We start from the raw sequence: 26,482 nt of genomic DNA, 5'->3' as shown, positions 1-26,482 counted from the left end.
TACCGCGGAAGCCAAACCGGTCTTTCGTCCCTATTCCTAGGGACGGAGGACCGGTTTTTTTAGATTAGAGGAGGAAAAGACATGCCGTACAATCATCGCGAAATCGAACCAAAATGGCAGGCGCGTTGGGATCAAGACAACGCCTTCGTCACGACAGAAGATCCAGAAAAAGAAGGGTTTTATGCCCTTGATATGTTCCCGTATCCGTCAGGTGCCGGACTCCACGTCGGTCACCCGGAAGGCTACACAGCAACGGATATCCTCGCACGGATGAAACGGATGCAAGGATACAACGTCCTTCACCCGATGGGATGGGATGCGTTCGGATTACCAGCAGAACAATACGCCCTCGATACAGGGAATGACCCACGTGAATTCACAGCGAAAAACATCGAGACGTTCAAGCGTCAGTTGAAAGAACTTGGATTCTCCTATGACTGGGATCGTGAAATCAACACGACAGATCCGAAGTACTACAAATGGACACAGTGGATCTTTACGAAGTTGTATGAAAAAGGACTTGCGTTCGTGGACGAAGTCGCGGTCAACTGGTGCCCAGCACTCGGAACCGTTCTTGCGAATGAAGAAGTCATCGACGGATTATCTGAACGCGGAAATCATCCGGTCGTGCGTGTCCCGATGCGTCAATGGGTCTTGAAAATCACGGAATATGCGGATCGTCTTCTTGAAGATCTCGATGACCTTGATTGGCCGGATTCTGTCAAAGAGATGCAACGGAACTGGATCGGAAAATCAGAAGGTGCTGAGATCGATTTCACGATTGATGGACACAAAAAACAAGTCACGGTCTTTACGACACGTCCGGACACAATTTTTGGTGCGACGTACCTCGTGCTTGCGCCGGAGCATCCATTCGTAGCTGACATCACGACAGCGGATCACAAGGAAGCCGTCGATACGTACATTTCGCAAGTCCAAACGAAGTCGGACCTCGAGCGGACGGATTTAGCGAAGGAAAAAACAGGTGTCTTCACGGGTGCTTTCGCCGTCAATCCAATCTCAGGCGATCGTCTTCCAATCTGGATCGCTGATTATGTCCTTGCTTCTTATGGGACGGGTGCAATCATGGCGGTTCCAGGACACGATGAGCGCGACCATGAATTCGCGAAACAATTCGACTTGCCAATCGTTGAAGTCGTCGCGGGCGGAAACGTTGATGAAGCGGCCTACACAGGAGAAGGCGAACACGTCAACTCGCATATGCTCGATGGACTTGGAAAACAAGATGCAATCGAGACGATGATCGCTGAACTCGAAACGAATCAAGTAGGACGTAAGAAAATCACGTATCGTCTCCGCGACTGGTTGTTCAGTCGTCAACGGTATTGGGGTGAGCCGATTCCAGTCGTTCATATGGAAGATGGTTCGATGAAAACGCTCAGCCAAGAGGAATTACCGCTTGAACTTCCAATCATCCCGGAAATCAAACCGTCTGGTACAGGCGAATCACCACTTGCGCTTGCGGAAGACTGGTTGGATTACACGGATCCTGAAACAGGAATGAAAGGGCGTCGCGAGACGAATACGATGCCACAATGGGGCGGAAGTTGCTGGTATTATCTTCGTTTCATCGATCCGCACAATGAAGAGGCGATCGCGGATCCAGAAAAATTAAAATACTGGCTTCCAGTCGATATTTACATCGGTGGTGCGGAACACGCCGTTCTCCACTTGTTGTATGCGCGCTTCTGGCATAAAGTCTTGTATGATGCAGGCGTCGTACCAACAAAAGAACCATTCCAGAAGTTGTACAACCAAGGGATGATTCTTGGAGAGAACAATGAGAAGATGTCGAAATCACGCGGTAACGTCATCAATCCGGATGAAATCGTCAAATCGCATGGTGCGGATACATTACGCTTGTACGAAATGTTCATGGGACCACTCGATGCATCAGTTGCCTGGTCGGAGAACGGTCTTGACGGGGCGCGTCGTTTCCTCGATCGTGTCTGGCGCTTGTTCGAACGGACAGCAGACATTCAGGACGTTACAGAAGTCGATGCTGACTTCGAGCGGACGTACCACCAGACGGTCAAGAAGGTCACGGAAGACTTCGCGAACATCCAGTTCAACACCGGAATTTCGCAACTCATGGTCTTCGTCAACGAAGCAAACAAACAGCCGGTTCTTCCGCGTCACTTCCTTCGTGGATTCATCCAATTGTTAACGCCAGTCGCACCACACCTTGGTGAAGAACTCTGGGAACAACTTGGATTTGAAGAGACATTGACGTATGCAGCATGGCCAACATTCGATGAATCGAAACTCGTCAGCGATACGATGGAATTCGTCATTCAAGTGAACGGAAAGGTTCGCTCGAAAATCGAAATCAACATCGATGCGACAAAAGAAGAAATCGAAGCACTTGCCTTTGCTGATGAAAAGACACAAGAATGGATCGGCGACAAAACAGTTCGTAAAGTCATCGTCGTACCGAAAAAATTAATCAATATCGTGGCAAACTAAGCCATAGCCCCTTTCATTCGTTTGATGCGAATGGAGGGGGTTTCTTCATTTCCGTCGCAAGTCCGCTTTTTTTTTCAACGACCTTCTGCTACACTGAATCAGAAACCGAGAAAGAAAGGCGAGTACCATCAATGAAACGATCTTATATAGTCTATACAACGATTTTTGCTGTCGTTTCGGGGTTGATCCTTTGCGTACTGCTCGTCTTCTCGAAGCCAGAGACGTTGTCACGTATTCAAGAAACGTTCGCGAAAATCGAGACGCAATCAAAGCATCAGGCAGCCGTTAAACAGGTGCCACCGAAAACGCCTTCAGCTATTCCGAACCCGGAAGAGCCATTAATCAAAAATGTCCAACACATGTTATATGATGATTCCATTGGTTCGTACCTCGTCGTCACAGACGATTATCGTTTCTTTGAAATCAGTGGAACCGGAGAACGCATCAACGCATCTTTCCAGTTAGAAGAAGGAAAGTTGTTGCTCGCTGGTTTAGACGGTATGACGCTCGTTGACGGGGAGACAGTCGCGCTATTGACGTCGAATCAGATTCTGGTCACGATTACGCGAAAAGACGGTGTCTGGAGCGAAGAAAAACGTGAAAAAGTACAAGGAACGACGATACGGGATAGTTTCCATGGTCTTGGATATGATGCGAAGAAAAAAGAATTCTATACGATTAATCATATTCGAGCACTGGGACGAATCGAGGTGACTTATTTCGCGATGAAAGAGGATAAGATCAAGATTGATCCTGACGCCTCGGAAAAGAAAAAACGTGCATTGAAGAAAAAACAGAAACCGCCTTATCTATCAGTCATCAAACGTGAGAAGATTGAAGCGGCGAGTGGGATGCGAAGTGATGCGAAGAAATCGTTCGAGTCCGAGTTCCGTCCGATTGGTCTTGCTGAACGACAAGGTCGGATCTACACACTCGATTCAGAAGCGCTCTATCTCTATTCGATCGATCGAAAGGACAAAACGATCACGGGCGAGACAGCCAGTCCGAAAGTATATGGTTCGAAAGGGATTTTCGTGCAAGATAATGAGTTGTTCGCGTTAGTCGTCACGGATAAATTCTCAAGCCGATCGTTTACACCGATTGATTAAATCCTGACAGAACAAGACCCGATTCCTCTGCTAAGCAGAAGAATCGGGTCTTGTTCATATTAAAAGACAGTATCACGTGCCATCTCTGCGGCGTGACTACCGGCGCAATGACCCGTCACGAATGCAGCGGTGATGTTGTAACCACCTGTATAGCCGTGGATATCAAGAATCTCCCCGGCAAAGAATAACCGCTCCGCTTTTTTCGACATCATCGTCTTTGGATCAATCTCTTTGATTGAGACGCCACCACCCGTGACGAAAGCTTTATCAAAGTCGAGCGTTCCCGTTGCTTTAAGTGGGAATCGCTTTAATTTTTGCAAGAAGTCCGTCCAGTCCTGTTTCTTGACTTGTGTGCAGACTTCATCGCCAAAGCCGATTTGAGCAAATAGAAGTTCAAGCAGACGTTCCGGCACGAAGCCGCGGAGGGCGTTGCGTACCGTTTTCTTGGGATTTGCTGCAAGCGCGGCTTGGAAGCGTTCGGTTAACGCACCGAGGGATTCGTCCGGGAAGAGATCGATTGATAGATGGACGATCGTCTCCTTCGAACGTTTGCGCTCCTTGATCGTGTACTGGCTACAGCGTAAAGCAATCGGACCGCTTAAACCGAAGTGGGTAAAGAGTAAGTCACCCGTATGTGTCTTGATTGCTTTATCTTTTTTGCCGTGGACCGTTAAGGCGACGTCACGTAGCGACAGCCCTTGTAATGTTTTTTCATGAATGAACGTATCACCTAACAAAATTGGAACTTCCGTTGGGAAGAGTTCCGTGATCGTATGACCCGCTTTTTCAGCCCACGGGTAGCCGTCACCTGTCGAACCGGTATGTGGAACAGATTGTCCGCCGACTGCAACGATGCAACTTTTTGCTTCAAGACGCATGCCGTTCTCTAAGATGACAGCTGCAAAAGAACCGTCTGGATGGAAGTCGAGCGTAGCGACCTGCGCGTCTGTTTGAATCTCGGCACCATGCGCGCGGATTTGATCGATCAATACACGGACGACATCTGCTGCTTTATCCGAGACAGGAAACATCCGTCCATTGTCCTCTTCTTTGAGGGCGACACCAAACCCTTCGAAGAGTTCGATGATCGATTCATTATTGAATTGAGAAAAGGCACTATAAAGGAAACGTCCGTTTCCTGGAATCGACTGGACGAGTTCGTCGAGTGGTTTTCGGTTCGTGACGTTACAACGTCCGCCGCCAGAGATCGCAAGCTTCCGACCTAATTTATTTCCTTTATCGAGCAGGAGCGTTCGAGCTCCAGCCTGTAAAGAGGCGAGCGTTGCCATCAAGCCGCTCGGTCCGCCTCCGATTACGATTACATCGTACATAAGGTCACCTCATTCATAGAATTCTGCTTGTTTCACTTTAGCAGAAGTTGCGACTGTAAACAAACCGTCTCTTTCAATTCAAGATAGACAGCGGTATAATGATTTGCAATTGTGTACGAGAGAACTTGTATAATGAGACAGTCACGATCAGAGTGTCGAGTTTAAAAATTAGAAAGCGTGAGGGATGTTACCATGTCCACAGTCAGTAATAAGCAGTCTACTTCTTCCGGCAATTCAGGATTCGTTCGTGGAACGATGCTCCTGTCCGGTGCGTCACTGATTTCCCGCGCACTGGGTTTGATTTATCTCTTTCCATTTCAGTTCATGGTCGGCGCGACAGGCATCATGTTCTATACCTATGCCTACAACTATTATGCGATCATGATCGGACTCGCGACAGCGGGGATTCCTGTCGCTGTCTCGAAATTCGTCGCCAAATACAATGCATTAGGAGAGTATGATACGAGTGAACGATTATATCGGTCTGGTCTGAAAATCATGTCCTTGACCGGGATTGTTTCCTTCCTCGCTTTATTCTTTCTCGCACCGTATTTAGCACACCGGGCGATTCCAGGTGGTGACGTTGATTCAGCTGCATACGTTGATGCCGTCACGATGACGATTCGTGGCGTGAGTTTCGCTTTACTCTTGATTCCACCGATGAGTATGACCCGAGGTTACTTCCAAGGGTATCAATCGATGGGACCAACAGCGATTTCGCAAATCTTGGAACAAATCGTCCGGATCATCTTCCTGCTTGCAGGAGTCAGCATCGCGATTTATTTATTTGATTCAGGTGCAGCATTTGCCGCAACGATTGCAACGTTCAGCGCTTTCATTGGTGCAATCGGTAGTGTTGCGGTTCTGATCTATTATTTCCGCAAACGTGCCAGCGGCTTGCAGGAACTACGTGCTACTCAAACCGTCCGTTCGCCGGATCGCCCGTTAACGGATTTGTATAAGGAATTATTGACGTATGCGATTCCAATCGTCATGGTCGGTCTTTCGACACCCCTTTACCAAGTCATCGACCAAAATACGATGAATGCCGCATTACAAAGTATCGGTTACACGCTCGAAGCGGCCGGAAACGCGACTGCCTATCTGATTGCGGATAGTCATAAGATCGTCTTGATTCCGGTGTCGGTCGCAACAGGATTGTCGTTATCTGCGACTCCACTGTTGACAGCTTCCTTCACGCAAGGGGATATGCGGAAAGTACGGGCTCAAATCTCACAGATTTATCAACTCGTCTTTTTCGTGACGATTCCGGCAGTCGTCGGGATGATTCTCCTCAGTGAAGAAACGTTCCATGTGCTCTTCCCGAAAGATCAAGCGGCCTGGGTCTATCTATTAAGTTATGCGCCGAGTGCGTTGTTCCTTGCCTTGTATTCTGTTACGGCAGCAGTCCTTCAAGGGATTAACCGTCAGTACTTCACGATCATCGCAACACTTGCTGGACTACTTGCGAAGTATCTCTTGAATGCGCCGTTGATTCATTTGACGGGTGATGGAACGGGTGCTGGTTATGCGACGATCATCGGTTATCTCGTTGCGACGGGATTGATGTTCTTCCGGATCACACAAACGGTGAAGTTCCCATTCAGTACCGTCTTGCGCCGGACATCATTGATTCTAATCATCAGTGCATTGATGGGAGCAGGTGTTGCACTCGTGAAGTGGGGAATGGTGTCCTTCTTACCAGAGACTACATGGGCATCTCTGTTGATCCTGATCATTGGTGCGGCAGTTGGAATCGTGATTTTCGCTGGACTCTCGATTTGGAGTGGATTAGCAGAAGTCGTATTAGGACGTAAAATTTCATTGAAACGAGGACGAGGTCATGCGTCTAGATAAACTATTATCCAACATGGGGGCAGGCTCCCGAAAAGAAGTAAAACTTCTGCTCAAGGCAGGGGCAATTCAAGTCGATGGTGAGATCGTACGTGATCCGAAACAACATGTCGATGTCGAGACGCAACAGGTTCTGATGTACGGCGAACCGGTCACGTATCAAAAATACATCTACTTGATGATGAATAAACCACCGGGTGTCATTAGTGCGACGGAGGATAAACGAGATGAGACCGTCATTGATCTGTTGTTTGAAGACGTGACGTATTTCAAACCGTTTCCGGTCGGACGACTTGATAAGGATACAGAAGGCTTGTTGTTACTGACAAACGATGGATCGTTCAATCATGCCTTGATGTCTCCGAAGAAACACGTCGAAAAAACGTATTATGCGGAAGTGACAGGTGTGTTGACGCAAGAAGACGTCGAGGCAATTGCGGCAGGCGTCACCTTAGAAGACGGTTATCAGGCAAAGCCAGGAAAACTCGTTATCTTATCGACGACAGAAACAGATTCAACGCTTGAATTGACAATCACGGAAGGGAAGTTTCATCAAGTCAAACGGATGATGCTTGCCCTCGGTAAAGAGGTCACATTCTTGAAACGGCGTTCGATTGGTCGCTTGGAGCTTGATCCGGCACTTGCACTCGGGGACTACCGGGAACTGACACCGGATGAATTATCCTTGTTTGATTGGCAACCTGAATAAGGAAAACGAAAAGGCGATGGAATGAATGTGCATTCCATCGCCTTTTATTGTGGGATTCAATTATTGATTACGTAGTGCTTCTGCGATCGGATAAGGACCGCTGAGTACTTCGAATACACGAGACTGTGTCGGGTGATCGATCAAGTGAACGAACAGCGCCGCCACATCGTCACGAGACACCTTACGATCTTCGTATGAATCAAAATGCTCTTTCGTTTCAACAGTACCTGCTGGGTCATCGTAGCTGAGTGGACCAGGACGGACGATCGTATAGTCGAGTCCGCTTTCCTGTAGATGAGCGTCTGCTGTTGCTTTCGATTCGAGATATACTTTTAGTTCGCCTTTTGGTTCTTCTGTACCGACTGAACTGAGCATTAGGAAACGATCGATCCCGTTCGCTTTTGCTGCATCGATGACTTTGATCGCACCTTCCTGATCGACGGCACGTGTCAATTCGTCCGATGCGCCACCAGCACCCGCTGCAAAGATGACGACGTCCGTGTTACTGACGACGCCACTGACATCCTTCGTCAAATCCCCAAGTCTGACTTCAGATGCACCGAGTGCAATCAAATCGTTGATTTGATTTTCTTCTCGTACGACAGCGATCGCTTGGTGATCTCCTTGTTTAGCGATCAATTCGACCATTTTGCGTCCCGTCGTTCCGTTTGCTCCAATGATTAAAATATTCATGCTTATCATCTCCTTCTCCCAATAGCTATACCCCACGTTTTAAAAAAGATAACAAAAAAAGACGCGAAGAATCGCGTCATCGAAAGATATACATAGTGAAACAGTGGATCAACCCGCTTGCTTTTGTTTCTTACTCGACGTCCATGTACCGCGTCGAGGGCTCACAATGAGATTGTTGTATTCGAGCACGTTCAAATCCCGCTGGACGGTCCTTGAAGTGATGCCAAACTCTTCAACCAACTCTGCTGTCGTAGTAGCTCCGTTCTCTTGGATGTAGAGATAAATCGATTTAATCCGGGTCAACATACGGTCTGTAGAATCTTTCATTGGTATAACCACTCCCCCAATGGATAGAATAGTGTTCTAAAGCTTCGGGTGACAAAAGACAATGCAATATCCAGTTGTTTCGCCTTTAGTATAACGTTTTGATATTAAAATGCAAGTAATTTAACCGAACGTTAGCATAAAAAACATATTCAAATGGTTTGTAAAGTCGATGATTAGGGTTTTATTTCGTTTGAATGTTCGTCATTTCAATAAATAAAAAAGAAAACAGAATTTGGATGTTCGTATCTGAACGAATATTCGCTATACTAGGAAGGTGTATAGGAAACGAATCCAAAACCAGTAATGAAGGAGCGAAATCAGATGGTGAATTGGAAAGAGGAAGTACTCGCACGTCGCGAGGACTTATTAGAAGATTTAAAAGAACTATTACGGATTCCGAGTGTACTCGACGAATCCACGATCGAAGAGGGTGCGCCGTTTGGTCATGAAGTCAAACGTGCACTCGATTGGATGCTCGCGACAGGGGAACGCGATGGATTCACGACAAAAAATGTCGATGGGTACGCAGGACATTTGGAGTATGGTCAAGGAGAAGAGTTACTCGGTATTCTTTGTCACTTAGACGTCGTACCAGCTGGTGGCGATCACTGGACATACGGTCCGTTCAATCCGACGCTTGTAGATGGAAAACTGTATGCGCGTGGAGCAATCGATGATAAAGGACCGACGATGGCAGCTTATTATGCTTTGAAAATCGTCAAAGAACTTGGCTTACCACTCTCGAAACGCATCCGTCTGATTGCAGGAGGGGATGAAGAGAGTGAATGGCGTTGTGTCAATCATTACTTCAAACATGAAGAGATGCCAACACTCGGTTTTGCACCAGATGCCGACTTCCCGATCATCAATGCGGAAAAAGGACTCTATGACGGGTTATTGATTCAAGGGAAACCAGCGCAAGCATCTGATACAGGCTATCATCTCGTTCGTTTTGAAGGTGGCGAACGTCCGAACATGGTTCCGGGTCATGCCCAGGCGCTTCTTCGTGTCGTCGAAGTAGGAACACTTGAAACGGATTTCCATGCTTATCTTGAAGAACAAGGTTTGACGGGGACAGTCAAGCAAGAAACGGAAGGTCTCGTTCTTGATGTGAACGGTGTCGCAGCCCATGCGATGGAGCCAGACAACGGTAAAAATGCGGCCTTACATTTGGCGCGTTTCCTCAACACGCTTCACTTGGATTATAACGGTCGTCGTTATATTCAACTCGTGACGCATATGTTCCGGGATTCTCGCGGTGTAGCGATCGGTGTCGCTGCTTCAGACGAGACAGGTGACTTAACGATCAACGGCGGTGTATTCCGTTACGCCGAAGAGCAAGGAACGGCATCGATCAATATCCGTTACCCGTATACGGCAGACTTCACGGAACGTCTGCAAATCATCAAGGAAGCCGCGGCAGGATATGGTTTTGAATTGCAGACGCGTACGCATATGACTCCGCACCATGTTGATCCAAACCATGAATTGATCAAGACGCTAAGTGCCGTCTATGAGCGCCACACGAACCAATCAGCTGATCTGATAGCAATTGGTGGCGGCACTTATGCGCGTTCATTGACGGCGGGAGTTGCTTTTGGTCCAGTCTTCCCTGGTGGTCCTGAAGTTGCCCACCAAGTCGATGAATATGTTGATTTTGATGAACTATTGCTTGCTGTCGCAATCTATGCAGAAGCGATTTATGAACTCGCAAAATAATGATTGATGATCCCCGCATCGTAAAGATGGGGGGATTGCTTCTTGAAAGGAAGTTCCGTGTGAAAAATCGTCAAACCTATCATTTCCAAGCCTTATATTTCTTTATTTTCTTTGGACAAGGAGCACTCATTCCGTACCTCGCGCTTTATTTCTCGAACGACGCGTTCGGACTGTCGGCTTCAGAGATTGGAACAATCGTTGCGATTGGACCGATTCTCTCCATTTTCCTACAACCTGTCTGGGGAATCGCAGCGGATCGACTCGGGAAGCCGAAACGACTCTTACTCGTCGCGATGCTTGCTGCCGGTATTTTTACACTCAGTTACTTACTGACGTCTGCTTATCTACTTTTATTGTTGATTTCTTGCGTCTGGGCGTTGTTCCAGTGCGCGCATATTCCGCTCGTGGATACATTAGCGATTGAGTACACGCGAAAGCGTAAGGTGGATTATGGCGCTTTGCGTCTTTTCGGCTCAGCAGGGTTCGCTTTAGCTGTTTTTGTTCTTGGACAAATCACTGAGGGTGGCGGACTAAATCTGATTTTTTACGCAACTGGCGCAGCATGGGTTCTCGGTTTCCTTGTGCTGATCGGTATTGAAGAGACGGGCAGCGTCCATGTTTCACATCAGCAACCAGTACCGTTAAAACAGCTCTTCTCGAATCGACGCTTCTTGTTGTTCCTAGCAGGGGGGAGTTTGATCTTTGGACCAATCTTCGCCAACAATTATTACTTTGGGAGCTACGTCACGATTCGTGGCGAGACGACGGCACTCGTCGGAACATTATTCTTTGTCGCCGTTCTGTGCGAAATTCCGTTCATGCGCATCGCCTCGCGTCTGTTATTACGATTCGGAGCGATTCCGGTTCTTGTATTCGTCTCCTTGTTGTCGGCTACGCGGACGGCGATGATTGCTTTAGAACTTCCAATCGTCATGCTTTGGGTATTATCTGCGATGCAAGGAATGATCGTTGGTCTGTTGATCCCTGTCGCCTTAGATTATGTGCGATCGCTCGTTCCAGAGACGATGGTCGCAACAGCCGTCAGTACATATATGGCGACGACGACGGGACTCGCGACAGCGTTGTTTAATCTGATGAGTGGTTTTGTACTCGAGGAGAGTACAATCTATACCGTCTTTTGGGTATATACAAGTAGTAGTATCCTAGGCGCGATTCTGTATGGTATCAGTGGTCGTATGAAGGAGTGAACGCGACGATGAGACAAGAACGACACTTTTTCATTGCTTTGCCGATCCCTTCTAAAGATTTGGCGAATCTTGCTGAACGGTTATCGCTACCTGAGTACTTTCGTAACGTCTATACGTTAGAAGAGTATCATCTAACACTTCGTTTTTTCGGTCCATTGGAGGAAAAAGAACAGCAGTCGTGGAAACAGCAGTTACGGCAGATCGCGCGTACGATGGAACCCTTCGTGCTACGATTCGATCGTTTGATCACGTTCGGTCGGGATGAACGACCACGCGTCGTAGGATTTGGAACGGAATCGGAAGAATTGTTTCAATTAGTGGAACAGATTGATCCGAATTCGACCAGACCATTCGTTCCGCATGTCACGATCGCGAAAAAATGGCGCACTGAGGCAGCCGAATGGGAGACGAGTCCGATACAATCAGTAGAGTGGACTGTTCGTGAACTCGTTCTATTTGAAGTACGACCAGAGGTTTCACCTCGATATGAGCCGGTTTACCGGATTCATCTAGGTGAAGAGGAATGAGGTGATCCCCATCGCAATTTTGATGAAACTATATGACTTAGATAGTCGATTTGAAAAAAATCCGCTAGAGATGACGAAACGATTCGGTGAACACCAGGCACTTGATTATGCCCATGTCTATCGCAGATGGGAGGCAGGAGAGTTGTTTCCAGGAGAAACGCTCATCCGTCCAAAGAAGTGGTGGCAAGTGATGAAAAAAAGTGAAGTCATTCAACTTCCGGGTAAACAATTATCTCGAAGAGCGTTTGATAAATGGTACAAAAAACGTCTCGAGTTACAAAAACTCTTGAACGTCACTGGCGGAGCAGGAGAGGAGGACATTTGGCGGATTCCATTGAAACGTCATTTAGACTTCTACCAGATGCTGCATCTACTAAATGAACAGTATGCGATGTTTTATCGAGCGGTCATCCAATATCAGGTCGGAGAAGTCGAGTTGAGTCCGTTCGTCGTCGGTCCGTCCGCAATCTATATCATGGAATGGCTTGATGGCGACGAAAGTATCTATCATATCCGACGAGATAAGTTATGGCGGGAGCAGCCGTTTAAGGCTTCTGCGAAACAAATCTTGAATCCGAACATCGGTTTAAAGCGGACAGAAGATATTTTACGGGTCGTACTCGGACGAGATTACGTCTTGCCGATCGAACGAGTCATCCTCGCCCCTTCAGGTTATTTTGATCAAATTCCAAAAGAAACGACGACGACGTATGTCAATAAAGTCGATTTTCCGAACTGGGTGCAACGGATGAATGCGAATGCGACACATACAAAGGCATTTCAGATGCGGGTGTGTGAAAAAATTCTAAAAGAGACGGTATCGATTCCGTTTCACATGGCGATTCAAAGTGAGGGACAGTCTCGAATTCAAGAGTAAGGGAGGGAGCGACGGCATTGTCGTTGCGAAAGAGATGACGAATCAAGAAGTAGCGATACCAGTGATCCGGGCGGAGTTCTTATCGTTCCAGAGCATCCGGGTCGAGGTCGAAGGCAATCCGTCAATCCACTGGTCGCTTGAATGTGATGGACAATCACTTGCGATCCAGCAAGTCGAGACACACCGTGAGGAACAACTGGTGGTTTATGAATTGACGGTTCTGGAATCGGTCGAGCTAGAATGCCGATATGAGGTATTCGGAGCAGGTCGGTCGATCCGCGTCGTTCCCGACCGGTTAGTCCGGACGGAAGCATTCGAGCGCAAGTACCGTTACGAAGGGAAGCTCGGTGTCTGGGAAGAAGAGGGTGCATTTCACTTTGCTGTTTGGTCACCGGTCGCAGAACGGATCATGTGTGTCGTGTACGATCAAGATGAACGGTTGCTCGGAAAGCATGAGATGGAGCGACAAGAGCAAGGTGCCTATCATCTTCAACTGGAACAAGATATCGCAGAGTGCTGGTATCGGTATGAAGTGACGACATACCTTGGCACACAGGAGGTCGTTGATCCGTACGCTAGTGCGATATCGGAGAATGGTCGATACGGCGTCATCGTTGACGTCGAACGGACGATGACCAAGTGGTTCCCGAAGCGCGTCGCGCGTCCTCTGTTCGTCAAACCGTCAGACGCTGTCATCTACGAAGCGAATATCCGTGATTTCACGATCGATCACTCAGCTGGTTCAAGTCATCCGGGTCAATACGCAGGGATGACGGAACGAGGAACGCGCTCTCCTCGAGGTCATGCGACGGGACTTGATTATCTCCTGGATCTCGGGATCACCCATCTGCAATTGCTACCAGTTCACTTTTTTGAGACGACCGATGAACGAACGCGGTCTCCATATAACTGGGGATACGACCCAATGCTTTGGTTCGGGCTAGCTGGGAGTTATGCGAGTTCGGTTGAACCACTCGTTCGCGTCAGAGAATACGCGGAAATGGTAGAGCGACTCCATGAAGCAGGCATTCGTGTCACATTCGATGTCGTCATGAATCACGTCTTCATTCGAGAACGCTCCTCTCTCGAACAGCTTGTCCCTGGTTATTATTTCCGCTACGAAGTAGACGGAACACTATCGAACGGAACGGGTGTCGGAAATGATACCGCATCTGAGCGATTCATGATGCGCCGCCTGATCGTTGACTGTTTGACGTACTTTGCTCGAGTCTACCGGATTGATGCCTTTCGATTTGATTTGATGGGGATCCATGACATTGAGACGATGAATGATGTTCGCGCGGCGCTCGATGCGATTGATCCAACGATTCTGGTGTATGGAGAAGGATGGGATCTTGCGACAGCGTTACCGGAACGATTAAAGGCGATGAGTGCCTCCGCTGCGCAAATGCCGCGGATCGCCCATTTTAATGATGTGTTCCGTGACGCGTTAAAAGGATCGACGTTCAGTGAATTCGACCGAGGACTCGTTGCGGGAGATGGCTGGAAGGAAGGGGAGGTCCGAAACGGGATTGCCGGAAGTGTCCATATCGACAATCAAACGTACGGACGTTTTCCGGAACCTACCTATTCCATCAATTACGTCGAGGCGCATGACAATCATACGTTATACGATAAATTAAAGTTATCTTGTCCAGAGGCAGATGAACAGCAATTATTGCGGATGAGTCGCCTAGCTCAGACGATTGCCTTGTTTGCGCAAGGGATTCCGTTTCTTCACGCAGGTCAAGAGTTCTTGCGCACGAAACAAGGTGTTGAAAACAGCTATAACGCATCAGACGAGATCAATCGAATGGACTGGGAACGGCGGGATGATCATCTGTCCCTTGTCACATACATCAAGACGATTTTGCAGATTCGCAGAATGCATGGCGGATTCCGGTTGCACCGAGCGAATCAGATTCGCGAGTTGCTTCATTTCATCGATTTACGTCCGGGTGTCATTGCTTATGAACTTGGAGCGGTCCACTCGTATGATGCATGGCAACGCACGCTCATCGTTTACAATACGACGCGAGAAATCATTGAAGTCTCACTTGATCATTCGCGCTGGAATGTGCATGTACAAGGGGATGAGGCCTCGGTCGACCCGCTTCTGAAAGGTGTCGACAGGATTCAGGTCCTTCCGTTGTCAACGACGATCGCAACGTGTTAAGATAAGCATTGTGCCTTAGGCAAATCTACTAAAAAAGTTGAGCGGATTATAATGGAATTAGATATTTTAGATGCGCTTGGCGAAGGCTGGACCCTTACGCCAGCAGGTGGAATCACAGGAGAAGCGTACATCGCTTCAACCGGACAATCGAAGTTGTTCTTAAAACGAAATTCATCGCCGTTTTTGGCGATTTTATCCGCAGACGGAATCGTTCCGAAGCTATTATGGACGAAACGGATTTATAGTGGGGACGTCATCAGCGCCCAACAGTTCATTGAAGGCGACGAGTTGGAGCCCGAAATGATGGAACGTCCTGAAGTAGCACGTTTGCTTGGGAAAATCCATGATTCGAAGGAATTACTGTTCATGCTACAACAGCTTGACCAGCGCCCGATCGAACCTGATGAGTTATTGCGACAATGTCGTTTGTACTTTCAACCGGATGATTTAGAGGATCCGGAGCTCGTGGAACATGCGATGGTTTACCTCGAACAAAATCTGGAGCAGGTCAGAACGGATGAGCAGGTCGTTTGTCATTCAGATTTGAACCATAATAACTGGTTGACGGGAGCAGACGGCCAACTCTATCTGAACGATTGGGATGATGCGATCATTGCTGACCGTGCGTACGATCTTGGAATGATGTTATATAGTTATGTCGACGAAGCGGCTTGGCCAGAATGGTTCGAACATTATGGACATCCTTTGACGAGTGATTTGAAGCGACGCATGCACTGGTATGTCGTAGCGCAAGCAGTATTGTCACTCTACTGGTATGAAGATACGCGTCATCCGGATGTCGACGACAGTTATCATTTTCTTGAACAGCTACTTGAATACTCAAACGACTAAAAAGCGTGTCATTCCGAAAGGGAACGACACGCTTTTTTGCTTAACCTTCTGCGATTTTAATCTCTTTTTCAATATCGTGACTTTCGAGATCTGCCGATCGATAAGCCGCTGTCGTCGGTAGACGTAAATCAAGTTGCGGCTTTTCTTCGAATGTGACGGTGACGTTCTTAACTGTGTAGTCAAAGACGTGACCACCACCTGCGCGAGCAGCATCGATGAAATGAAGGTGATATCCGGCGACGGCGATACCGTGACCAAATCGTGGTGTATAGTATCCGGCAAGCGTTCCTTCCGTGTGCTCGAACGTACGAGCGCTTTGAGAAGCGACAGCTTCCGTGATTGGAACGAACGGTTTTTCCTGGCGTGCGACGGTGCGTGTCTGAACCTCCGTGAATGTTCCGTCAATCCGGATAGCATAAAAGCTATTGATCGTTGGGAGTTGTTCGTTCAGCCAGTGCTCAAACGTCGCTTTTGACATCTCTTCCGTCACGGTCAGGGTTTGTTCCGGCTCGAAACGGGTTAATGTCGCGAAAGGTGTCGTCGTCTCAGGTTGGAGCGGTCGAGCACTACCATCTGAGCGGAGTTGATAGAATTGACCATCGAATCCAATCATCTCACCGTCTAAGTGGTCAAACGTTCCGATACCGAAATCACGTTGATCAAGGACGGAAGCATACGTGACTTCACTCTCAAATACGCCGTCAAGCAGTGCCATCATCGTTGAAATCTGGACGAGTGTTTTATCGTGTGCCATGTGAATCCTCCTTAGTTCAATTGATCGAGATGAACTTGTTCTCCGAGCGCGATGTTGTCACGGTAATCGATCGGTACATCGACGATGACGGGACCGTCTGTCGCGAGTGCTTCATCCATGATTGCTGCGAGTTCCGAAGGATGATTGACGCGGAGTCCTTTTGCTCCAAAGCTTTCCGCATATTTGACGAGATCGACGTCACCAAATGACGTACCGGATTTCCGTTTGTATTTCATCTCTTGTTGGAACGCGACCATATCAAATCCGCTGTCGCGCCAGACGAAGTGGACGAGTGGTGAGTTCAAACGGACAGCTGTCTCAAGTTCCATTGCAGAGAAGAGGAATCCGCCGTCACCTGAAATCGAGACAGCTTTCTTTCCGGGACGAACGAGTGTAGCTGCGATTGCCCATGGAAGTGCGACGCCGAGCGTTTGCATCCCGTTACTAAAGAGGAGGTGGCGCGGTTCGTACGAACGGAAGTGACGTGCCATCCAAATATAATGTGAGCCGACATCGACCGTGACGGTGACATCGTCCGCAATTTTTTCACGCAACGTCTTCATGAAATAAAGTGGATGCGTCAACGGAGAATCCGCGACAGGAGGAACATCGCGATCGACAAGGCGTTGATGTAATCCTTCAAGGAACTGAACAGAGCTTTCAGGTAATGTGAGTGGTCGTAGGCGTTCAGCGATCGCATCGACGGTTTTCGCCATATCACCGACAAGCTCATGATCTGGACGATAGAAATGATCGATTTCAGCACGCATTTGATCGATGTGCACAAGCGTCCGATCGTGCGTTGGTTGGTTCCAGAATTTCGGGTCATAACCGATTGGGTCATATCCGATCGAGAGGACGAGATCCGCTTCTGCAAGTAACGCATCCCCCGGCTGATTGCGGAACAATCCAACACGTCCGTAGAAATTCGATTCAAGCTCACGTGATAATGTGCCGGCTGCTTGGAATGTCTGAACGACAGGAATCGAGACGTTTTTGAGTAACGAACGAATCGCGTGTACGACGTCTGGTTGACTCGCACGCATACCGAGTAACAAGACAGGGAGTTTTGCCTCTTGAATCAGACGGGCTGTTTCATCGACCCATGCTTCTGGTGCAACACCAAGCTTTGGTGCTTCAACTGCACGGAACGCCGTGACGTTCGCTTCGCTTAGCCCGACGTCTTGCGGGATACTGACGAAAGCAGCTCCAGCTGTCGTTTCAGCTGTTCGGAAAGCATTCGATAATACTTCTGGAATGTTGTCGGCATCTTGCACTTCAGCACTAAAATTCGTAATCGGTGTAAAGAGTGCCTGATTGTCCATCGACTGATGTGTTCGTTTTAAACGATCGGCTCGCGTGACAGCTCCGGCAATTGCGACAACAGGGTCACCTTCAGAGTTCGCTGTCACAAGACCAGTCGCTAAATTTGATGCCCCAGGACCAGATGTCACAAGGACGACACCCGGTTTGTCCGTTAAGCGTCCGATGGCTTGAGCCATGAATGCAGCATTTTGTTCGTGCCGTGCAACAATCAGTTCAGGTCCCCGGTCCTGTAACACATTGAAGACGGAATCGATTTTGGCGCCGGGAATACCGAAGATGTAATCGACACCCTGCTCGATGAGTGAATCGACGACGAGATCCGCACCTGTTTTCTTCTGTACTAGTTCTTTTGAATCACTGTTTTTATTTTCGTTCATTACAATTCTCCTTTTTACCAACGTTTTTGGTGTTCGATAGCTGTAATAAAGTATCTGTTTCAAAAAAAGTATACATCTGTTTCATGGTAAAACCAACCTAAAATCATTTAGAAAATAAAAAAAGTACCTTGTGTATGATTACACAAGGTACAGAGATTGCCCTTATTCGACGTCGACTTTTCCGAAAGTCGCCCAGACGAACAAAGCAGTGATTCCCAAGACGAGAACGATGGGAGATGCCCAACTAATCAAGAAATCATCCACAGTATAGCCCTCCTTTTCGGTTCTTACGTACCTTAAGTGTATTAGAATGCTCACTATTTCTCAAGTGACGAACTGCTGAACATTCTTCGATAGGAAACGAAGAAGTTCTTATATAATTACCCGAATCATGATAAACTTATCTGCGGATAATTTAAGTTTGGAAAGGATGAACGATAGTGCGTTTACGACATAAACCATGGGCGCAGGATTATATGAAGGAACAATCCTCGATCTATATAGCAGAACCAGCATCTCTTAAAGGAGCATGGGCTAGCGAGTTCAAGAATGATAACCCGATCTACATCGAAGTGGGATCAGGGAAAGGAGCTTTCATTACCGGAATGGCGCACCAACACCCGGATATCAACTTCATCGCGATCGAACTATTCGAAAGCGTTGCCGTGACGATCGTTCAAAAATTGGTCGAAACACCACAATCGAACGTTCGCGTCTTGACGGTCGATGCAAAAGACCTACGTGATTACTTTGAAAAAGGTGAAGTGTCCCGCGTGTACTTGAACTTCTCTGATCCATGGCCAAAGACACGTCATGCGAAACGCCGCTTGACGTATAAAACATTCCTCTCGACATATGAAGATATTTTACCGGCGAAAGGTCAAATCCACTTCAAGACAGATAATCGGAAGTTGTTCGAATCGAGTTTGATGACGATGTCAGCATACGGCATGCGCTTCGACTGGATGTCACTTGATTTACATGCGAATGAACCGGAAGATAACGTCCGAACAGAGTACGAAGAGCGTTTTTCATCAATGGGTCAACCGATTTATCGGATGGAAGCAACGTACCAAAATTAATTTAGACAAAAAGTTTTCTTATTTTCCTGGTATTTCTTTCACACTTTTTTCTTATTAATTGGTACAATGTTGTTGACTGAAGAACTTGTACTTATAGGTAAAGGGGGAATTTGGGGATGTGGCAGAAAAGCTTAGCCTTCGTAACGGCGCTCTTTCTCGCATTAAGTATCGGTCAATCGGTACTTGCTGCGGTTGATACCTCAGAAATGACGAAAGCATTAAATGAGGAATTACCAACGACGCATTACGATTATAAAAAAGGTTCGGTCGAAATCGAGGATCCGAAGACGTTCACGAATGAAAAAGGAGAAGAAGTCATTGGCGGAATCGCTGTCATCGAGACAGTCCGTGACGGCATCTTCATCACGATCAAACGTGAAATCCACTTCTTCAATGCCGATAGCGGTAAATTGTTGACGAGTGCCGATGCTGCAAAAGTTGATGGCGTAAAAGAATACATCGACGGTAACTCGGATAATCTTCAACAAAAAGTCGTCTACTGGTTACCGATGCTCTTGATGTTGTTGATCATCGCTGTACCAGCGGTCATCTTATACATCGTTGTTCCACGTCTATACTCGACGACGGAATACATGAACCCGATCTACGAACGCAACGACAACCCGCGTTAATTAAGAAAAAAAGCCTCTATCCGATCGGGTAGAGGCTTTTCTCATGCAAGCAACACGAAGATGAAAGCAAGTATGGCAGGCAAGCCTTGTTTGAGTAAAATGGAGCGATTGGCAGTCACGGCGCCATAAAGCGCAGCGATAATGACACATGCTAAAAAGAACAATTGAACAGCCACATCCTGACGAATCAGACCAAATACTAGTCCGGCTGCTAAAAATCCATTATATAAGCCTTGATTCGCAAAAAGTGTCCGAATTTGTTGTGATGCAACAGCTTCGTCCGTTAAACCGAACGTTCGACGAGCCGCTTTGGAAGAAAGAAAGAACATTTCAAGTGCTAAAATATAAAAGTGTTCCAAAGCAACGAGGATAACGAACAGCGTAGCAAGAATCGACATGAATCATACCTCCTTCAGATGAACGTGGAAAAAAGACCGTACTTCATCGATCGAAGCACGGTCTTTTGATTAAGCGTATTCGAGTAAAGCGCCAGTTTCGGCATCAACTGTGAATTGATACGTTTTTTCGTCATCACCTTCAAGGACCGAGATGCCACCTTTGTAGCTTTGGTAGTCACGTGACTCATATGCGTAAGCCTCTGGTGTTGCAGAGATCCATGCACCTTGGACACGTCCTTTTGCTGAAAATGTGCGTTTCGTGATTTCGAGCGCTTCCTCGGCAGAAAGTTGTTTGTTATCAACGGCTTTCTTCACTGCGAAAGCGGCGACGACAGCTGCTGCCAATCCGATAATCCAATAGCGTTTTTTCATTAAAATTCCCCTCCTTACAGGTTCTATTCCTACTGTACCAAATAATTCGTTCAGAGAGAAACAAAAGGTTAAGTGATAGAAGCAATTTTTTGTATAATGAGAAGCAGGAGGCGATACATATGAATGAAAAAACGAGAGAGTTATTTCGAACACTGACGGAATTGAACGGGGCACCGGGGTTTGAGCACGACGTTCGTCAGTTCGTTCGCGAGCGCATCACACCTGTCACGGATGAGATCGTTACGGATGGGCTTGGTTCGATTTTTGGAAAACGAACAGGCGATGCGACAGGGCCGAAAGTCATGGTTGCCGGGCACATGGACGAAGTGGCATTCATGGTGACGCAAATCACGAAGAACGGAATGTTGCGGATTCAACCGCTCGGTGGCTGGTGGAGCCAAGTGTTGCTTGCGCAACGCTTCTCGATCTGTACGGACAACGGTGTCATCCCTGGTGTCATCGCATCGATTCCACCACACTTATTGACAGAAGAAGTGCGCAATAAGCCAATGGCGATCAAAGACATGTTCATCGATATCGGTGCAGACTCAAAAGAAGAGGCAGAATCGTTTGGAGTACGTCCAGGTATTCCTGCCGTACCATTCTTCCCGTTCACACCGATGGCGAATCCGAAGAAGATCATGGCGAAAGCATGGGATAACCGCTATGGTGTCGGAATGGCGATTGAATTGTTGGAAGAGACGACAGCGGCGGATCATCCGAACATTTTGTTCTCGGGTGCAACGGTTCAAGAAGAAGTTGGATTGCGCGGTGCGCAAACAGCGACGGCACTCATCGATCCCGACGTCGCGTTCGTCGTCGACGCTTCTCCTGCCAATGATGCATCAGGAGACAAAACGGAATTTGGTCAACTCGGACAAGGACCATTGCTTCGAATTAAAGACAGTGTCATGCTCCTCTCAAAAGAGATGACGGATTACGTCCTCGATACGGCAGAATCGAACAAGATTCCATACCAATATTATGTCGGTGCAGGTGGAACCGATGGTGGTGTCATCCATCGTTCGAATAATGGGATTCCAACGACAGTCGTTGGTTTACCAGCACGCTACATCCATACGCATGCATCGATCATGCATACAGATGATTATGATGCGGCGAAGGAATTGCTTCGGAAACTCGTCACGAACCTCGATACGACGACACTCGCGACGCTACAAGTCAAGTGAATGACATGACAGACAGTGGATGTGAATCCGCTGTCTGTTTTTGTTTAATAAGAACGACGTAAGCATGAACTGTCTTGTCAGTTGGAAAAACAATGTAGTCGGATAGAAAGGAGATTTGATATAATGATACGCGATGTTAAGAAAAGGACGTGACAAGATGTTCAAACAAAAAGGGATCTCACTTAGCCCTAAAGTATATTTCATCACCGTATTAAGTTATATGGCACTTGGTTTGTTTAGTTCGTTGATCATGGGTCTCATCATCCGAACGATTGGTGAGGGACTGGTCGATCGTGGTGTAGAGGCGAAGTTCCTCATTCAGTTAGGAGAGCAGGCGATCGCACTGACTGGGCCAGCAATCGGTGTGGCTGTAGCGTTTGCACTTGAGGCACCACCGCTGATCTTGTTCGCAGCAGTTGCCGTTGGTGCGTTCGGATATGAAGCAGGAGGACCAGCAGGTAGTTACATTGCAACGCTTCTTGCGACAGAGGTCGGAAAACTCGTTTCAAAGACGACGCGACTCGATATTTTATTGACGCCGTTCGTTACGTTACTAGCCGGATTCGTTGCCGGACGTTACGCAGGAAAGTGGATTGGAAAAGGCATGACGGATCTCGGTGAGTTGATTCGTTGGGGAACGGAACGCGAACCGTTATTCATGGGAATTTTCGTTGCTACCGTCATGGGTCTTGCATTGACAGCGCCGATTTCGAGTGCTGCGCTTGGAATCATGCTTGGTTTGGATGGACTTGCTGCAGGGGCAGCGACGATCGGTTGTGCGGCACAGATGATTGGGTTTGGCGTCATCAGTTACCGTGATAACGGAATCGGTGGTGTGGTTGCTCAAGGGATTGGAACATCGATGTTACAAGTAGGGAATATCATTCGAAATCCTTGGATTCTTCTACCACCAACTGTAGCCGGTGCAATCCTAGCGCCATTTGCGACTGTTCTATTAATGCTTGAGAGCAATCCGGAAGGTTCTGGTATGGGTACGAGCGGATTCGTTGGTCCATTGATGTTATTAAAAACGATGGGGTTCGAAATGGAGTATTACCTAGCAGTCGCTGTCCTCTGTTTCCTTGCGCCCGGCATCATCAGTTATTTCATTTATCGCATATTACGACGTCTCGGTCGGATTCAAGATGGCGATTTAAAAATCGAATATTAAATACAAAAAGCTGATTCTAAAGGATACGCCTGTTTGACCGGATGGTGGACGAACAAGCATATGACTTTTTGAATCAGCTTTTTTCATAAAGAGAATCCGAATGAACTTGAATAAAAACTCGTAAAGAAAACGTAGAGGTAAATGAGGTAAAGTGGAGTCAAATACCGCATGCGTACGACAGGCAATTTTCGAGCGAGTCGTTTTCCGAGTGCTTCGAGTAAAATGATGATCGCAAAACCGACGACCAAATACAAAAAGATTTCGGGTAAGCTTCGTTCGGAATCAATGAAGGAATAGCCGTAACGTAAACAACTCGTCATGCCAACGAAGCCGACGAAGCGTTCGAACGGATGTTTGATTGGTTGATCTGCCATAGTGAAGTCCTTTCCAGGTGTTTTCTAGTTGCAGTATAGCAAACCAAGCACGAAAACGCACAGCCACAATTGAATATGCTATGATGAGGGCAATGACTTCTAGGGAAATCAAAGGAGGAAATCATCATGAAAACATTACAATCCAAACAAGAATTCGATACAGCAAAACAAGGAAATGCCGTCTTTTTATTCTCAGCAAACTGGTGCCCGGATTGCCGCTTCTTAGATCCGTTCATGCCGGAAATCGAGCAAACATTTAACGGCTTCGAGTTTTACTACGTCGATCGCGACGATCATATTGAAATTGCCCAGGAAATGGACATCTTCGGAATTCCGAGTTTTGTTGCATTCCGCGATGGTGAAGAGACAGGGCGTTATGTCGGGAAAGAGCGTAAGACACCAGAACAGGTGACAGCATTTTTAGAGACGGTTTAAGAAAAAAGCGAGCGCTGACTCGCTTTTTTTCATGATAGAAAGGATGAATTCGAATGGAACTACAACAAATCCGAAGAATGATGACACAAACATTTGAAGAAGAAGGGTACACGACATATTTCGATCGTGAAAAGTCTGTATTACGAATTGAGCGAAAGCACGATAAATCAGGCGTTGATGTCGGATTGAATCCGCTTGTCGCAAAAGCAAAACGAAGAGGTGTCATCGCAGTCGAAGAGACGATCGAATATATCCGTGCTGTACTCGGACAAACGGATCAAATCTCACTCGTTGGACAAGAACAAAAAATCTTTCCTGTCATTCGCGCTAAATCGTTTGCCGATACGACAAAAGAAGGGAAGACGCTCGTCAGTACACCACATACGGGTGAGACGAAAATCATGTACGCACTTGATTTAGGGGCGACGTATCGTTTGATTGATGAGGAGTTACTGGCGTCTGCTGAATGGACAGCTGAACAGTTATCAGAAGCAGCGCGTTTTAATGTGAAATCGCTTGAAGCGCCATTTAAACAAGACGAAGTCGCAGGGAATATCTTTTATTTCTTGAGTCTCGGCGACGGATATGAGGCGAGTCGTGTTTTGAACAAGACTTTATTAGCCGATTATGCGGCGCAAATCGAAGGAGAATTCGCAGTCGGAATTCCGCATCAGGATGTCCTGATTTTCGCTGATATTCGGAATGACGCCGGATATGATGTCTTACAGCAATTGATGTTTGACTTCTTCTCGAACGGTCGTGTACCGGTCACGGCACTGCCATTCTTATATGAAAATGGCAATCTGGAGCCGGTCTTCGTCCTTGCGAAAAACAAGCAGCCGAAAGAGTGAAGAATCTGATACAATAGGCATTGTGAGAAAGACGGAAGGGAGTCATGGATTGAATGAATGTGTTTTATAATAAAGAGGGCGTCGGCGACGTCTTAATGATCATTTTGGAAGACGCACCACGTGCGGAAGTGACAGCGACTCGTGAAGGAGATGTAGCAACTATCAAGCATGGTGATCGTGTCGTCGGTTACAACCTGTTTGATGCTTCGACTACGTTTACGATCGAGACACAAGGACCGGTTGAATTGACGGAAGAATTGGCAACACGCATCCAAAAGGAACTGGCGAGTCGAGATATCGAATTGTCACTCGAACAAGTGGATTATTCTCCGAAATTCGTTGTTGGGTTCGTTGCTTCTTGCGAGAAGCATCCGGATGCTGATAAATTATCGGTCTGTCAGGTAGAAGTAGATAACGGAACTTTACAAATCGTTTGTGGAGCACCGAATGTAGCGGCGGGTCAAAAAGTAGTCGTTGCTAAACCGGGAGCGGTCATGCCGTCTGGGTTAATCATCCGTCCTTCAGCGTTACGCGGCGTACCATCAAGCGGTATGCTCTGTTCAGCGCGTGAGCTCGGACTTGTCGATGCACCACAAGAAAAAGGGATTCTTGTACTCGATGATACAAAAGCAGTAGGGGAAGCATTCTCAATCGGTCGATGATTCGACCGATTTTTTAACAAGATGGAGGGGTGAACGTATGAGTAATCGTTATGAACAGTCACTAAAAGAGCAGGCTGCCCGGATTCGTCGAGAGCTTGCAGGGGAACGTGAGACAAAGCCGGTAGAACGTCCGAAAAAAGAGGAGCGTGAAGATCGCTTCGTTTTAACGGATGTGCCTTCACCGATTTATGGATTCCAACGTCCGAAGCAATCTGCATCGGAAACCGTAAAAGCTGCGGAAGAAACGGAAATGAGTGAGCAGGTTTCGGAAACAGTCGAAGAGGGAAATACTGATGAGGTTGCTTTGACGGATCAAGAACTGATCGCGCCAGAAGTCGTATTAGAAGAAGCGGAAGCAGATGCTGGTCTTGTACCGGTGACGGACGTCGAATTACTCGTACCGGAACCTCACACAAGTGAAGAACTCGTGAGAGAAGAAGTACCGACTGTAACCGAAGTAGAAGAAACGGACGTAACTGAAACATCTTCCAACAGTGAGACGATGGAACAATCAGCTGATCCGACAGAAGTCGTATCAGACGAAGCGAATGCTGGTCTTGTACCGGTGACGGACGTCGAATTACTTGTACCGGAACCTCACACAAGTGAAGAGCTCGTAAGAGAAGAAGTGCCGACCGTAACCGAAGTAGAAGAAACGGACGGAACTGAAACATCTTCCAACAGTGAGACGGCGGAACAATTAGTTGTTCCGACAGAGACATCAAGTGAAGAGTCTGCTGATGAAAAAGAAGCTGAGCAACAAGCGGAGAGCTTCGCACCGACTTTTGATCCATCTGCTATTGAAGTAGATCAAGATCCATCTGTTACTGAGGTGGATAAGCCTGTTCAGTCGGAAGTGAAAAAACCGGTCGGACCGCCTGTTAACGTCGTCATGACGACGAAAGACTTGATGGCGATGTATCGCGCACGTCGAGAACAAAATAATTTACATGGTAAAAAATAAATCGGTTTGCTATAATGGTACAGGT

Annotated in this window: 27 protein-coding genes and 1 other annotated feature (1 of these 28 only partly in view); of the genes, 18 read left to right on the top strand and 9 right to left on the bottom strand. The window is 47.3% G+C overall.

Annotated elements, in window-relative coordinates:
- Positions 1-35, top strand: a binding site (T-box leader); it begins 188 nt to the left of the window's first position.
- Between the two features lie 46 nt (positions 36-81).
- On the top strand, positions 82-2,487 hold the full coding sequence (leuS, locus tag KNQ11_RS08900; protein ID WP_214771164.1) for a leucine--tRNA ligase: 2,406 nt from the start codon (positions 82-84) through the stop codon (positions 2,485-2,487).
- A 131-nt stretch (positions 2,488-2,618) separates the two neighbouring features.
- Positions 2,619-3,596, top strand: a complete 978-nt coding sequence (locus KNQ11_RS08895; protein ID WP_214771152.1) for a hypothetical protein — start codon at positions 2,619-2,621, stop codon at positions 3,594-3,596.
- A gap of 59 nt (positions 3,597-3,655) precedes the next feature.
- Here KNQ11_RS08895 and KNQ11_RS08890 read toward each other — a convergent pair whose 3' ends face one another.
- The gene (locus KNQ11_RS08890) at positions 3,656-4,927 is read right to left on the bottom strand and encodes a BaiN/RdsA family NAD(P)/FAD-dependent oxidoreductase (protein WP_050678607.1); all 1,272 of its coding nucleotides are present in this window, start codon (positions 4,925-4,927) and stop codon (positions 3,656-3,658) included.
- 192 nt (positions 4,928-5,119) lie between these two features.
- Between KNQ11_RS08890 and KNQ11_RS08885 the strand changes: the two genes are divergently transcribed.
- Together KNQ11_RS08885 and KNQ11_RS08880 are read left to right on the top strand one after the other, a co-directional pair.
- Positions 5,120-6,784 (top strand): putative polysaccharide biosynthesis protein, encoded by a 1,665-nt coding sequence (locus tag KNQ11_RS08885; protein WP_149427736.1) that lies wholly within the window; start codon positions 5,120-5,122, stop codon positions 6,782-6,784.
- Positions 6,771-7,490 (top strand): pseudouridine synthase, encoded by a 720-nt coding sequence (locus tag KNQ11_RS08880; protein ID WP_214771149.1) that lies wholly within the window; start codon positions 6,771-6,773, stop codon positions 7,488-7,490. Before KNQ11_RS08885 ends, KNQ11_RS08880 begins: the two co-directional genes overlap by 14 nt.
- Before the next feature lie 60 nt (positions 7,491-7,550).
- Here KNQ11_RS08880 and KNQ11_RS08875 read toward each other — a convergent pair whose 3' ends face one another.
- Positions 7,551-8,183: an SDR family oxidoreductase gene (locus KNQ11_RS08875; protein WP_214771146.1), complete on the bottom strand. Its 633-nt coding sequence runs from the start codon at positions 8,181-8,183 to the stop codon at positions 7,551-7,553.
- Between the two features lie 108 nt (positions 8,184-8,291).
- Positions 8,292-8,510, bottom strand: coding sequence for a DeoR family transcriptional regulator (locus KNQ11_RS08870; RefSeq protein ID WP_023469095.1), 219 nt, complete (start codon positions 8,508-8,510; stop codon positions 8,292-8,294).
- A 321-nt stretch (positions 8,511-8,831) separates the two neighbouring features.
- Here KNQ11_RS08870 and pepV point away from each other — a divergent pair, with 321 nt between their 5' ends.
- Genes pepV through KNQ11_RS08840 form a run of 6 tightly spaced genes read left to right on the top strand, consistent with a single transcriptional unit; the run spans position 8,832 to position 15,869 of the window.
- Entirely contained in the window at positions 8,832-10,229 is a 1,398-nt protein-coding gene (pepV, locus tag KNQ11_RS08865) for a dipeptidase PepV (RefSeq protein WP_133207628.1), read from the top strand.
- Positions 10,230-10,288: 59 nt separating this feature from the next.
- Positions 10,289-11,437, top strand: a complete 1,149-nt coding sequence (locus KNQ11_RS08860) for an MFS transporter (RefSeq protein ID WP_214771143.1) — start codon at positions 10,289-10,291, stop codon at positions 11,435-11,437.
- An 8-nt stretch (positions 11,438-11,445) separates the two neighbouring features.
- Entirely contained in the window at positions 11,446-11,964 is a 519-nt protein-coding gene (thpR, locus tag KNQ11_RS08855) for an RNA 2',3'-cyclic phosphodiesterase (RefSeq protein ID WP_133207627.1), read from the top strand.
- 1 nt (position 11,965) lies between these two features.
- Positions 11,966-12,841, top strand: a complete 876-nt coding sequence (locus KNQ11_RS08850) for a hypothetical protein (RefSeq protein WP_231925647.1) — start codon at positions 11,966-11,968, stop codon at positions 12,839-12,841.
- A 34-nt stretch (positions 12,842-12,875) separates the two neighbouring features.
- Complete coding sequence (gene pulA / locus KNQ11_RS08845; RefSeq protein WP_214771140.1) at positions 12,876-15,017, top strand: type I pullulanase; 2,142 nt, start codon at positions 12,876-12,878, stop codon at positions 15,015-15,017.
- A 51-nt stretch (positions 15,018-15,068) separates the two neighbouring features.
- Positions 15,069-15,869 (top strand): phosphotransferase family protein, encoded by an 801-nt coding sequence (locus tag KNQ11_RS08840; RefSeq protein WP_087681261.1) that lies wholly within the window; start codon positions 15,069-15,071, stop codon positions 15,867-15,869.
- Between the two features lie 40 nt (positions 15,870-15,909).
- Here the strand turns inward: KNQ11_RS08840 and budA are convergent, their stop codons facing one another.
- The 3 genes from budA to cydS form a co-directional block, all read right to left on the bottom strand.
- The gene (gene budA, locus KNQ11_RS08835; protein WP_023469089.1) at positions 15,910-16,623 is read right to left on the bottom strand and encodes an acetolactate decarboxylase; all 714 of its coding nucleotides are present in this window, start codon (positions 16,621-16,623) and stop codon (positions 15,910-15,912) included.
- A gap of 11 nt (positions 16,624-16,634) precedes the next feature.
- Positions 16,635-18,326, bottom strand: a complete 1,692-nt coding sequence (alsS, locus tag KNQ11_RS08830) for an acetolactate synthase AlsS (RefSeq protein ID WP_149427732.1) — start codon at positions 18,324-18,326, stop codon at positions 16,635-16,637.
- 162 nt (positions 18,327-18,488) lie between these two features.
- On the bottom strand, positions 18,489-18,590 hold the full coding sequence (gene cydS / locus KNQ11_RS17010; protein ID WP_023469087.1) for a cytochrome bd oxidase small subunit CydS family protein: 102 nt from the start codon (positions 18,588-18,590) through the stop codon (positions 18,489-18,491).
- 176 nt (positions 18,591-18,766) lie between these two features.
- Between cydS and trmB the strand changes: the two genes are divergently transcribed.
- Together trmB and KNQ11_RS08820 are read left to right on the top strand one after the other, a co-directional pair.
- The gene (gene trmB / locus KNQ11_RS08825; RefSeq protein WP_023469086.1) at positions 18,767-19,408 is read left to right on the top strand and encodes a tRNA (guanosine(46)-N7)-methyltransferase TrmB; all 642 of its coding nucleotides are present in this window, start codon (positions 18,767-18,769) and stop codon (positions 19,406-19,408) included.
- A gap of 116 nt (positions 19,409-19,524) precedes the next feature.
- A complete protein-coding gene (locus KNQ11_RS08820) occupies positions 19,525-20,040 on the top strand; it encodes a hypothetical protein (RefSeq protein WP_058703918.1) in 516 nt (171 codons plus the stop codon).
- A 41-nt stretch (positions 20,041-20,081) separates the two neighbouring features.
- Here the strand turns inward: KNQ11_RS08820 and KNQ11_RS08815 are convergent, their stop codons facing one another.
- The gene (locus KNQ11_RS08815) at positions 20,082-20,438 is read right to left on the bottom strand and encodes a DUF1304 domain-containing protein (protein ID WP_058264707.1); all 357 of its coding nucleotides are present in this window, start codon (positions 20,436-20,438) and stop codon (positions 20,082-20,084) included.
- A gap of 69 nt (positions 20,439-20,507) precedes the next feature.
- Complete coding sequence (locus KNQ11_RS08810; protein ID WP_012371126.1) at positions 20,508-20,810, bottom strand: PepSY domain-containing protein; 303 nt, start codon at positions 20,808-20,810, stop codon at positions 20,508-20,510.
- A 119-nt stretch (positions 20,811-20,929) separates the two neighbouring features.
- Between KNQ11_RS08810 and KNQ11_RS08805 the strand changes: the two genes are divergently transcribed.
- Positions 20,930-22,000: a M42 family metallopeptidase gene (locus KNQ11_RS08805; RefSeq protein ID WP_214771137.1), complete on the top strand. Its 1,071-nt coding sequence runs from the start codon at positions 20,930-20,932 to the stop codon at positions 21,998-22,000.
- 157 nt (positions 22,001-22,157) lie between these two features.
- Positions 22,158-23,171, top strand: coding sequence for a PTS sugar transporter subunit IIC (locus tag KNQ11_RS08800; RefSeq protein ID WP_149427730.1), 1,014 nt, complete (start codon positions 22,158-22,160; stop codon positions 23,169-23,171).
- Between the two features lie 83 nt (positions 23,172-23,254).
- On the opposite strand, the gene KNQ11_RS08795 is transcribed toward KNQ11_RS08800, so the two are convergent.
- The gene (locus KNQ11_RS08795; protein ID WP_023469080.1) at positions 23,255-23,545 is read right to left on the bottom strand and encodes a hypothetical protein; all 291 of its coding nucleotides are present in this window, start codon (positions 23,543-23,545) and stop codon (positions 23,255-23,257) included.
- Positions 23,546-23,671: 126 nt separating this feature from the next.
- Between KNQ11_RS08795 and KNQ11_RS08790 the strand changes: the two genes are divergently transcribed.
- Genes KNQ11_RS08790 through KNQ11_RS08775 form a run of 4 tightly spaced genes read left to right on the top strand, consistent with a single transcriptional unit; the run spans position 23,672 to position 26,457 of the window.
- Positions 23,672-23,980 carry a thioredoxin family protein gene (locus tag KNQ11_RS08790; RefSeq protein ID WP_023469079.1) on the top strand — a complete coding sequence of 103 codons (309 nt, stop codon included), beginning with the start codon at positions 23,672-23,674 and terminating at the stop codon, positions 23,978-23,980.
- Positions 23,981-24,033: 53 nt separating this feature from the next.
- Positions 24,034-24,831 (top strand): DUF1444 domain-containing protein, encoded by a 798-nt coding sequence (locus KNQ11_RS08785; RefSeq protein ID WP_214771134.1) that lies wholly within the window; start codon positions 24,034-24,036, stop codon positions 24,829-24,831.
- A gap of 53 nt (positions 24,832-24,884) precedes the next feature.
- Positions 24,885-25,493 (top strand): YtpR family tRNA-binding protein, encoded by a 609-nt coding sequence (ytpR, locus tag KNQ11_RS08780; RefSeq protein ID WP_058264712.1) that lies wholly within the window; start codon positions 24,885-24,887, stop codon positions 25,491-25,493.
- Positions 25,494-25,530: 37 nt separating this feature from the next.
- Positions 25,531-26,457, top strand: coding sequence for a hypothetical protein (locus KNQ11_RS08775; RefSeq protein ID WP_214771131.1), 927 nt, complete (start codon positions 25,531-25,533; stop codon positions 26,455-26,457).
- Positions 26,458-26,482 lie beyond the last annotated feature (25 nt).

Origin of the sequence: Exiguobacterium sp. s39, from assembly GCF_018618925.1 — a bacterium.
Taxonomy (GTDB): domain Bacteria; phylum Bacillota; class Bacilli; order Exiguobacteriales; family Exiguobacteriaceae; genus Exiguobacterium_A; species Exiguobacterium_A abrahamii.
Note: the sequence above shows the minus strand (reverse complement) of the source record. Positions and strands in the feature narration are given on the sequence as shown.

Coding starts and splice junctions, on each gene's coding strand:
- pepV (WP_133207628.1), top strand. CDS start 8,832: ATGGTGAATTGGAAAGAGGAAGTACTCGCACGTCGCGAGGACTTATTA.
- KNQ11_RS08880 (WP_214771149.1), top strand. CDS start 6,771: ATGCGTCTAGATAAACTATTATCCAACATGGGGGCAGGCTCCCGAAAA.
- thpR (WP_133207627.1), top strand. CDS start 11,446: ATGAGACAAGAACGACACTTTTTCATTGCTTTGCCGATCCCTTCTAAA.
- KNQ11_RS08875 (WP_214771146.1), bottom strand. CDS start 8,183: ATGAATATTTTAATCATTGGAGCAAACGGAACGACGGGACGCAAAATG.
- KNQ11_RS08795 (WP_023469080.1), bottom strand. CDS start 23,545: ATGGCAGATCAACCAATCAAACATCCGTTCGAACGCTTCGTCGGCTTC.
- leuS (WP_214771164.1), top strand. CDS start 82: ATGCCGTACAATCATCGCGAAATCGAACCAAAATGGCAGGCGCGTTGG.
- KNQ11_RS08840 (WP_087681261.1), top strand. CDS start 15,069: ATGGAATTAGATATTTTAGATGCGCTTGGCGAAGGCTGGACCCTTACG.
- KNQ11_RS08885 (WP_149427736.1), top strand. CDS start 5,120: ATGTCCACAGTCAGTAATAAGCAGTCTACTTCTTCCGGCAATTCAGGA.
- KNQ11_RS08805 (WP_214771137.1), top strand. CDS start 20,930: ATGAATGAAAAAACGAGAGAGTTATTTCGAACACTGACGGAATTGAAC.
- ytpR (WP_058264712.1), top strand. CDS start 24,885: ATGAATGTGTTTTATAATAAAGAGGGCGTCGGCGACGTCTTAATGATC.
- KNQ11_RS08870 (WP_023469095.1), bottom strand. CDS start 8,510: ATGAAAGATTCTACAGACCGTATGTTGACCCGGATTAAATCGATTTAT.
- KNQ11_RS08775 (WP_214771131.1), top strand. CDS start 25,531: ATGAGTAATCGTTATGAACAGTCACTAAAAGAGCAGGCTGCCCGGATT.
- pulA (WP_214771140.1), top strand. CDS start 12,876: ATGACGAATCAAGAAGTAGCGATACCAGTGATCCGGGCGGAGTTCTTA.
- KNQ11_RS08820 (WP_058703918.1), top strand. CDS start 19,525: ATGTGGCAGAAAAGCTTAGCCTTCGTAACGGCGCTCTTTCTCGCATTA.
- budA (WP_023469089.1), bottom strand. CDS start 16,623: ATGGCACACGATAAAACACTCGTCCAGATTTCAACGATGATGGCACTG.
- KNQ11_RS08895 (WP_214771152.1), top strand. CDS start 2,619: ATGAAACGATCTTATATAGTCTATACAACGATTTTTGCTGTCGTTTCG.
- KNQ11_RS08790 (WP_023469079.1), top strand. CDS start 23,672: ATGAAAACATTACAATCCAAACAAGAATTCGATACAGCAAAACAAGGA.
- alsS (WP_149427732.1), bottom strand. CDS start 18,326: ATGAACGAAAATAAAAACAGTGATTCAAAAGAACTAGTACAGAAGAAA.
- KNQ11_RS08800 (WP_149427730.1), top strand. CDS start 22,158: ATGTTCAAACAAAAAGGGATCTCACTTAGCCCTAAAGTATATTTCATC.
- KNQ11_RS08785 (WP_214771134.1), top strand. CDS start 24,034: ATGGAACTACAACAAATCCGAAGAATGATGACACAAACATTTGAAGAA.
- KNQ11_RS08810 (WP_012371126.1), bottom strand. CDS start 20,810: ATGAAAAAACGCTATTGGATTATCGGATTGGCAGCAGCTGTCGTCGCC.
- KNQ11_RS08890 (WP_050678607.1), bottom strand. CDS start 4,927: ATGTACGATGTAATCGTAATCGGAGGCGGACCGAGCGGCTTGATGGCA.
- KNQ11_RS08815 (WP_058264707.1), bottom strand. CDS start 20,438: ATGTCGATTCTTGCTACGCTGTTCGTTATCCTCGTTGCTTTGGAACAC.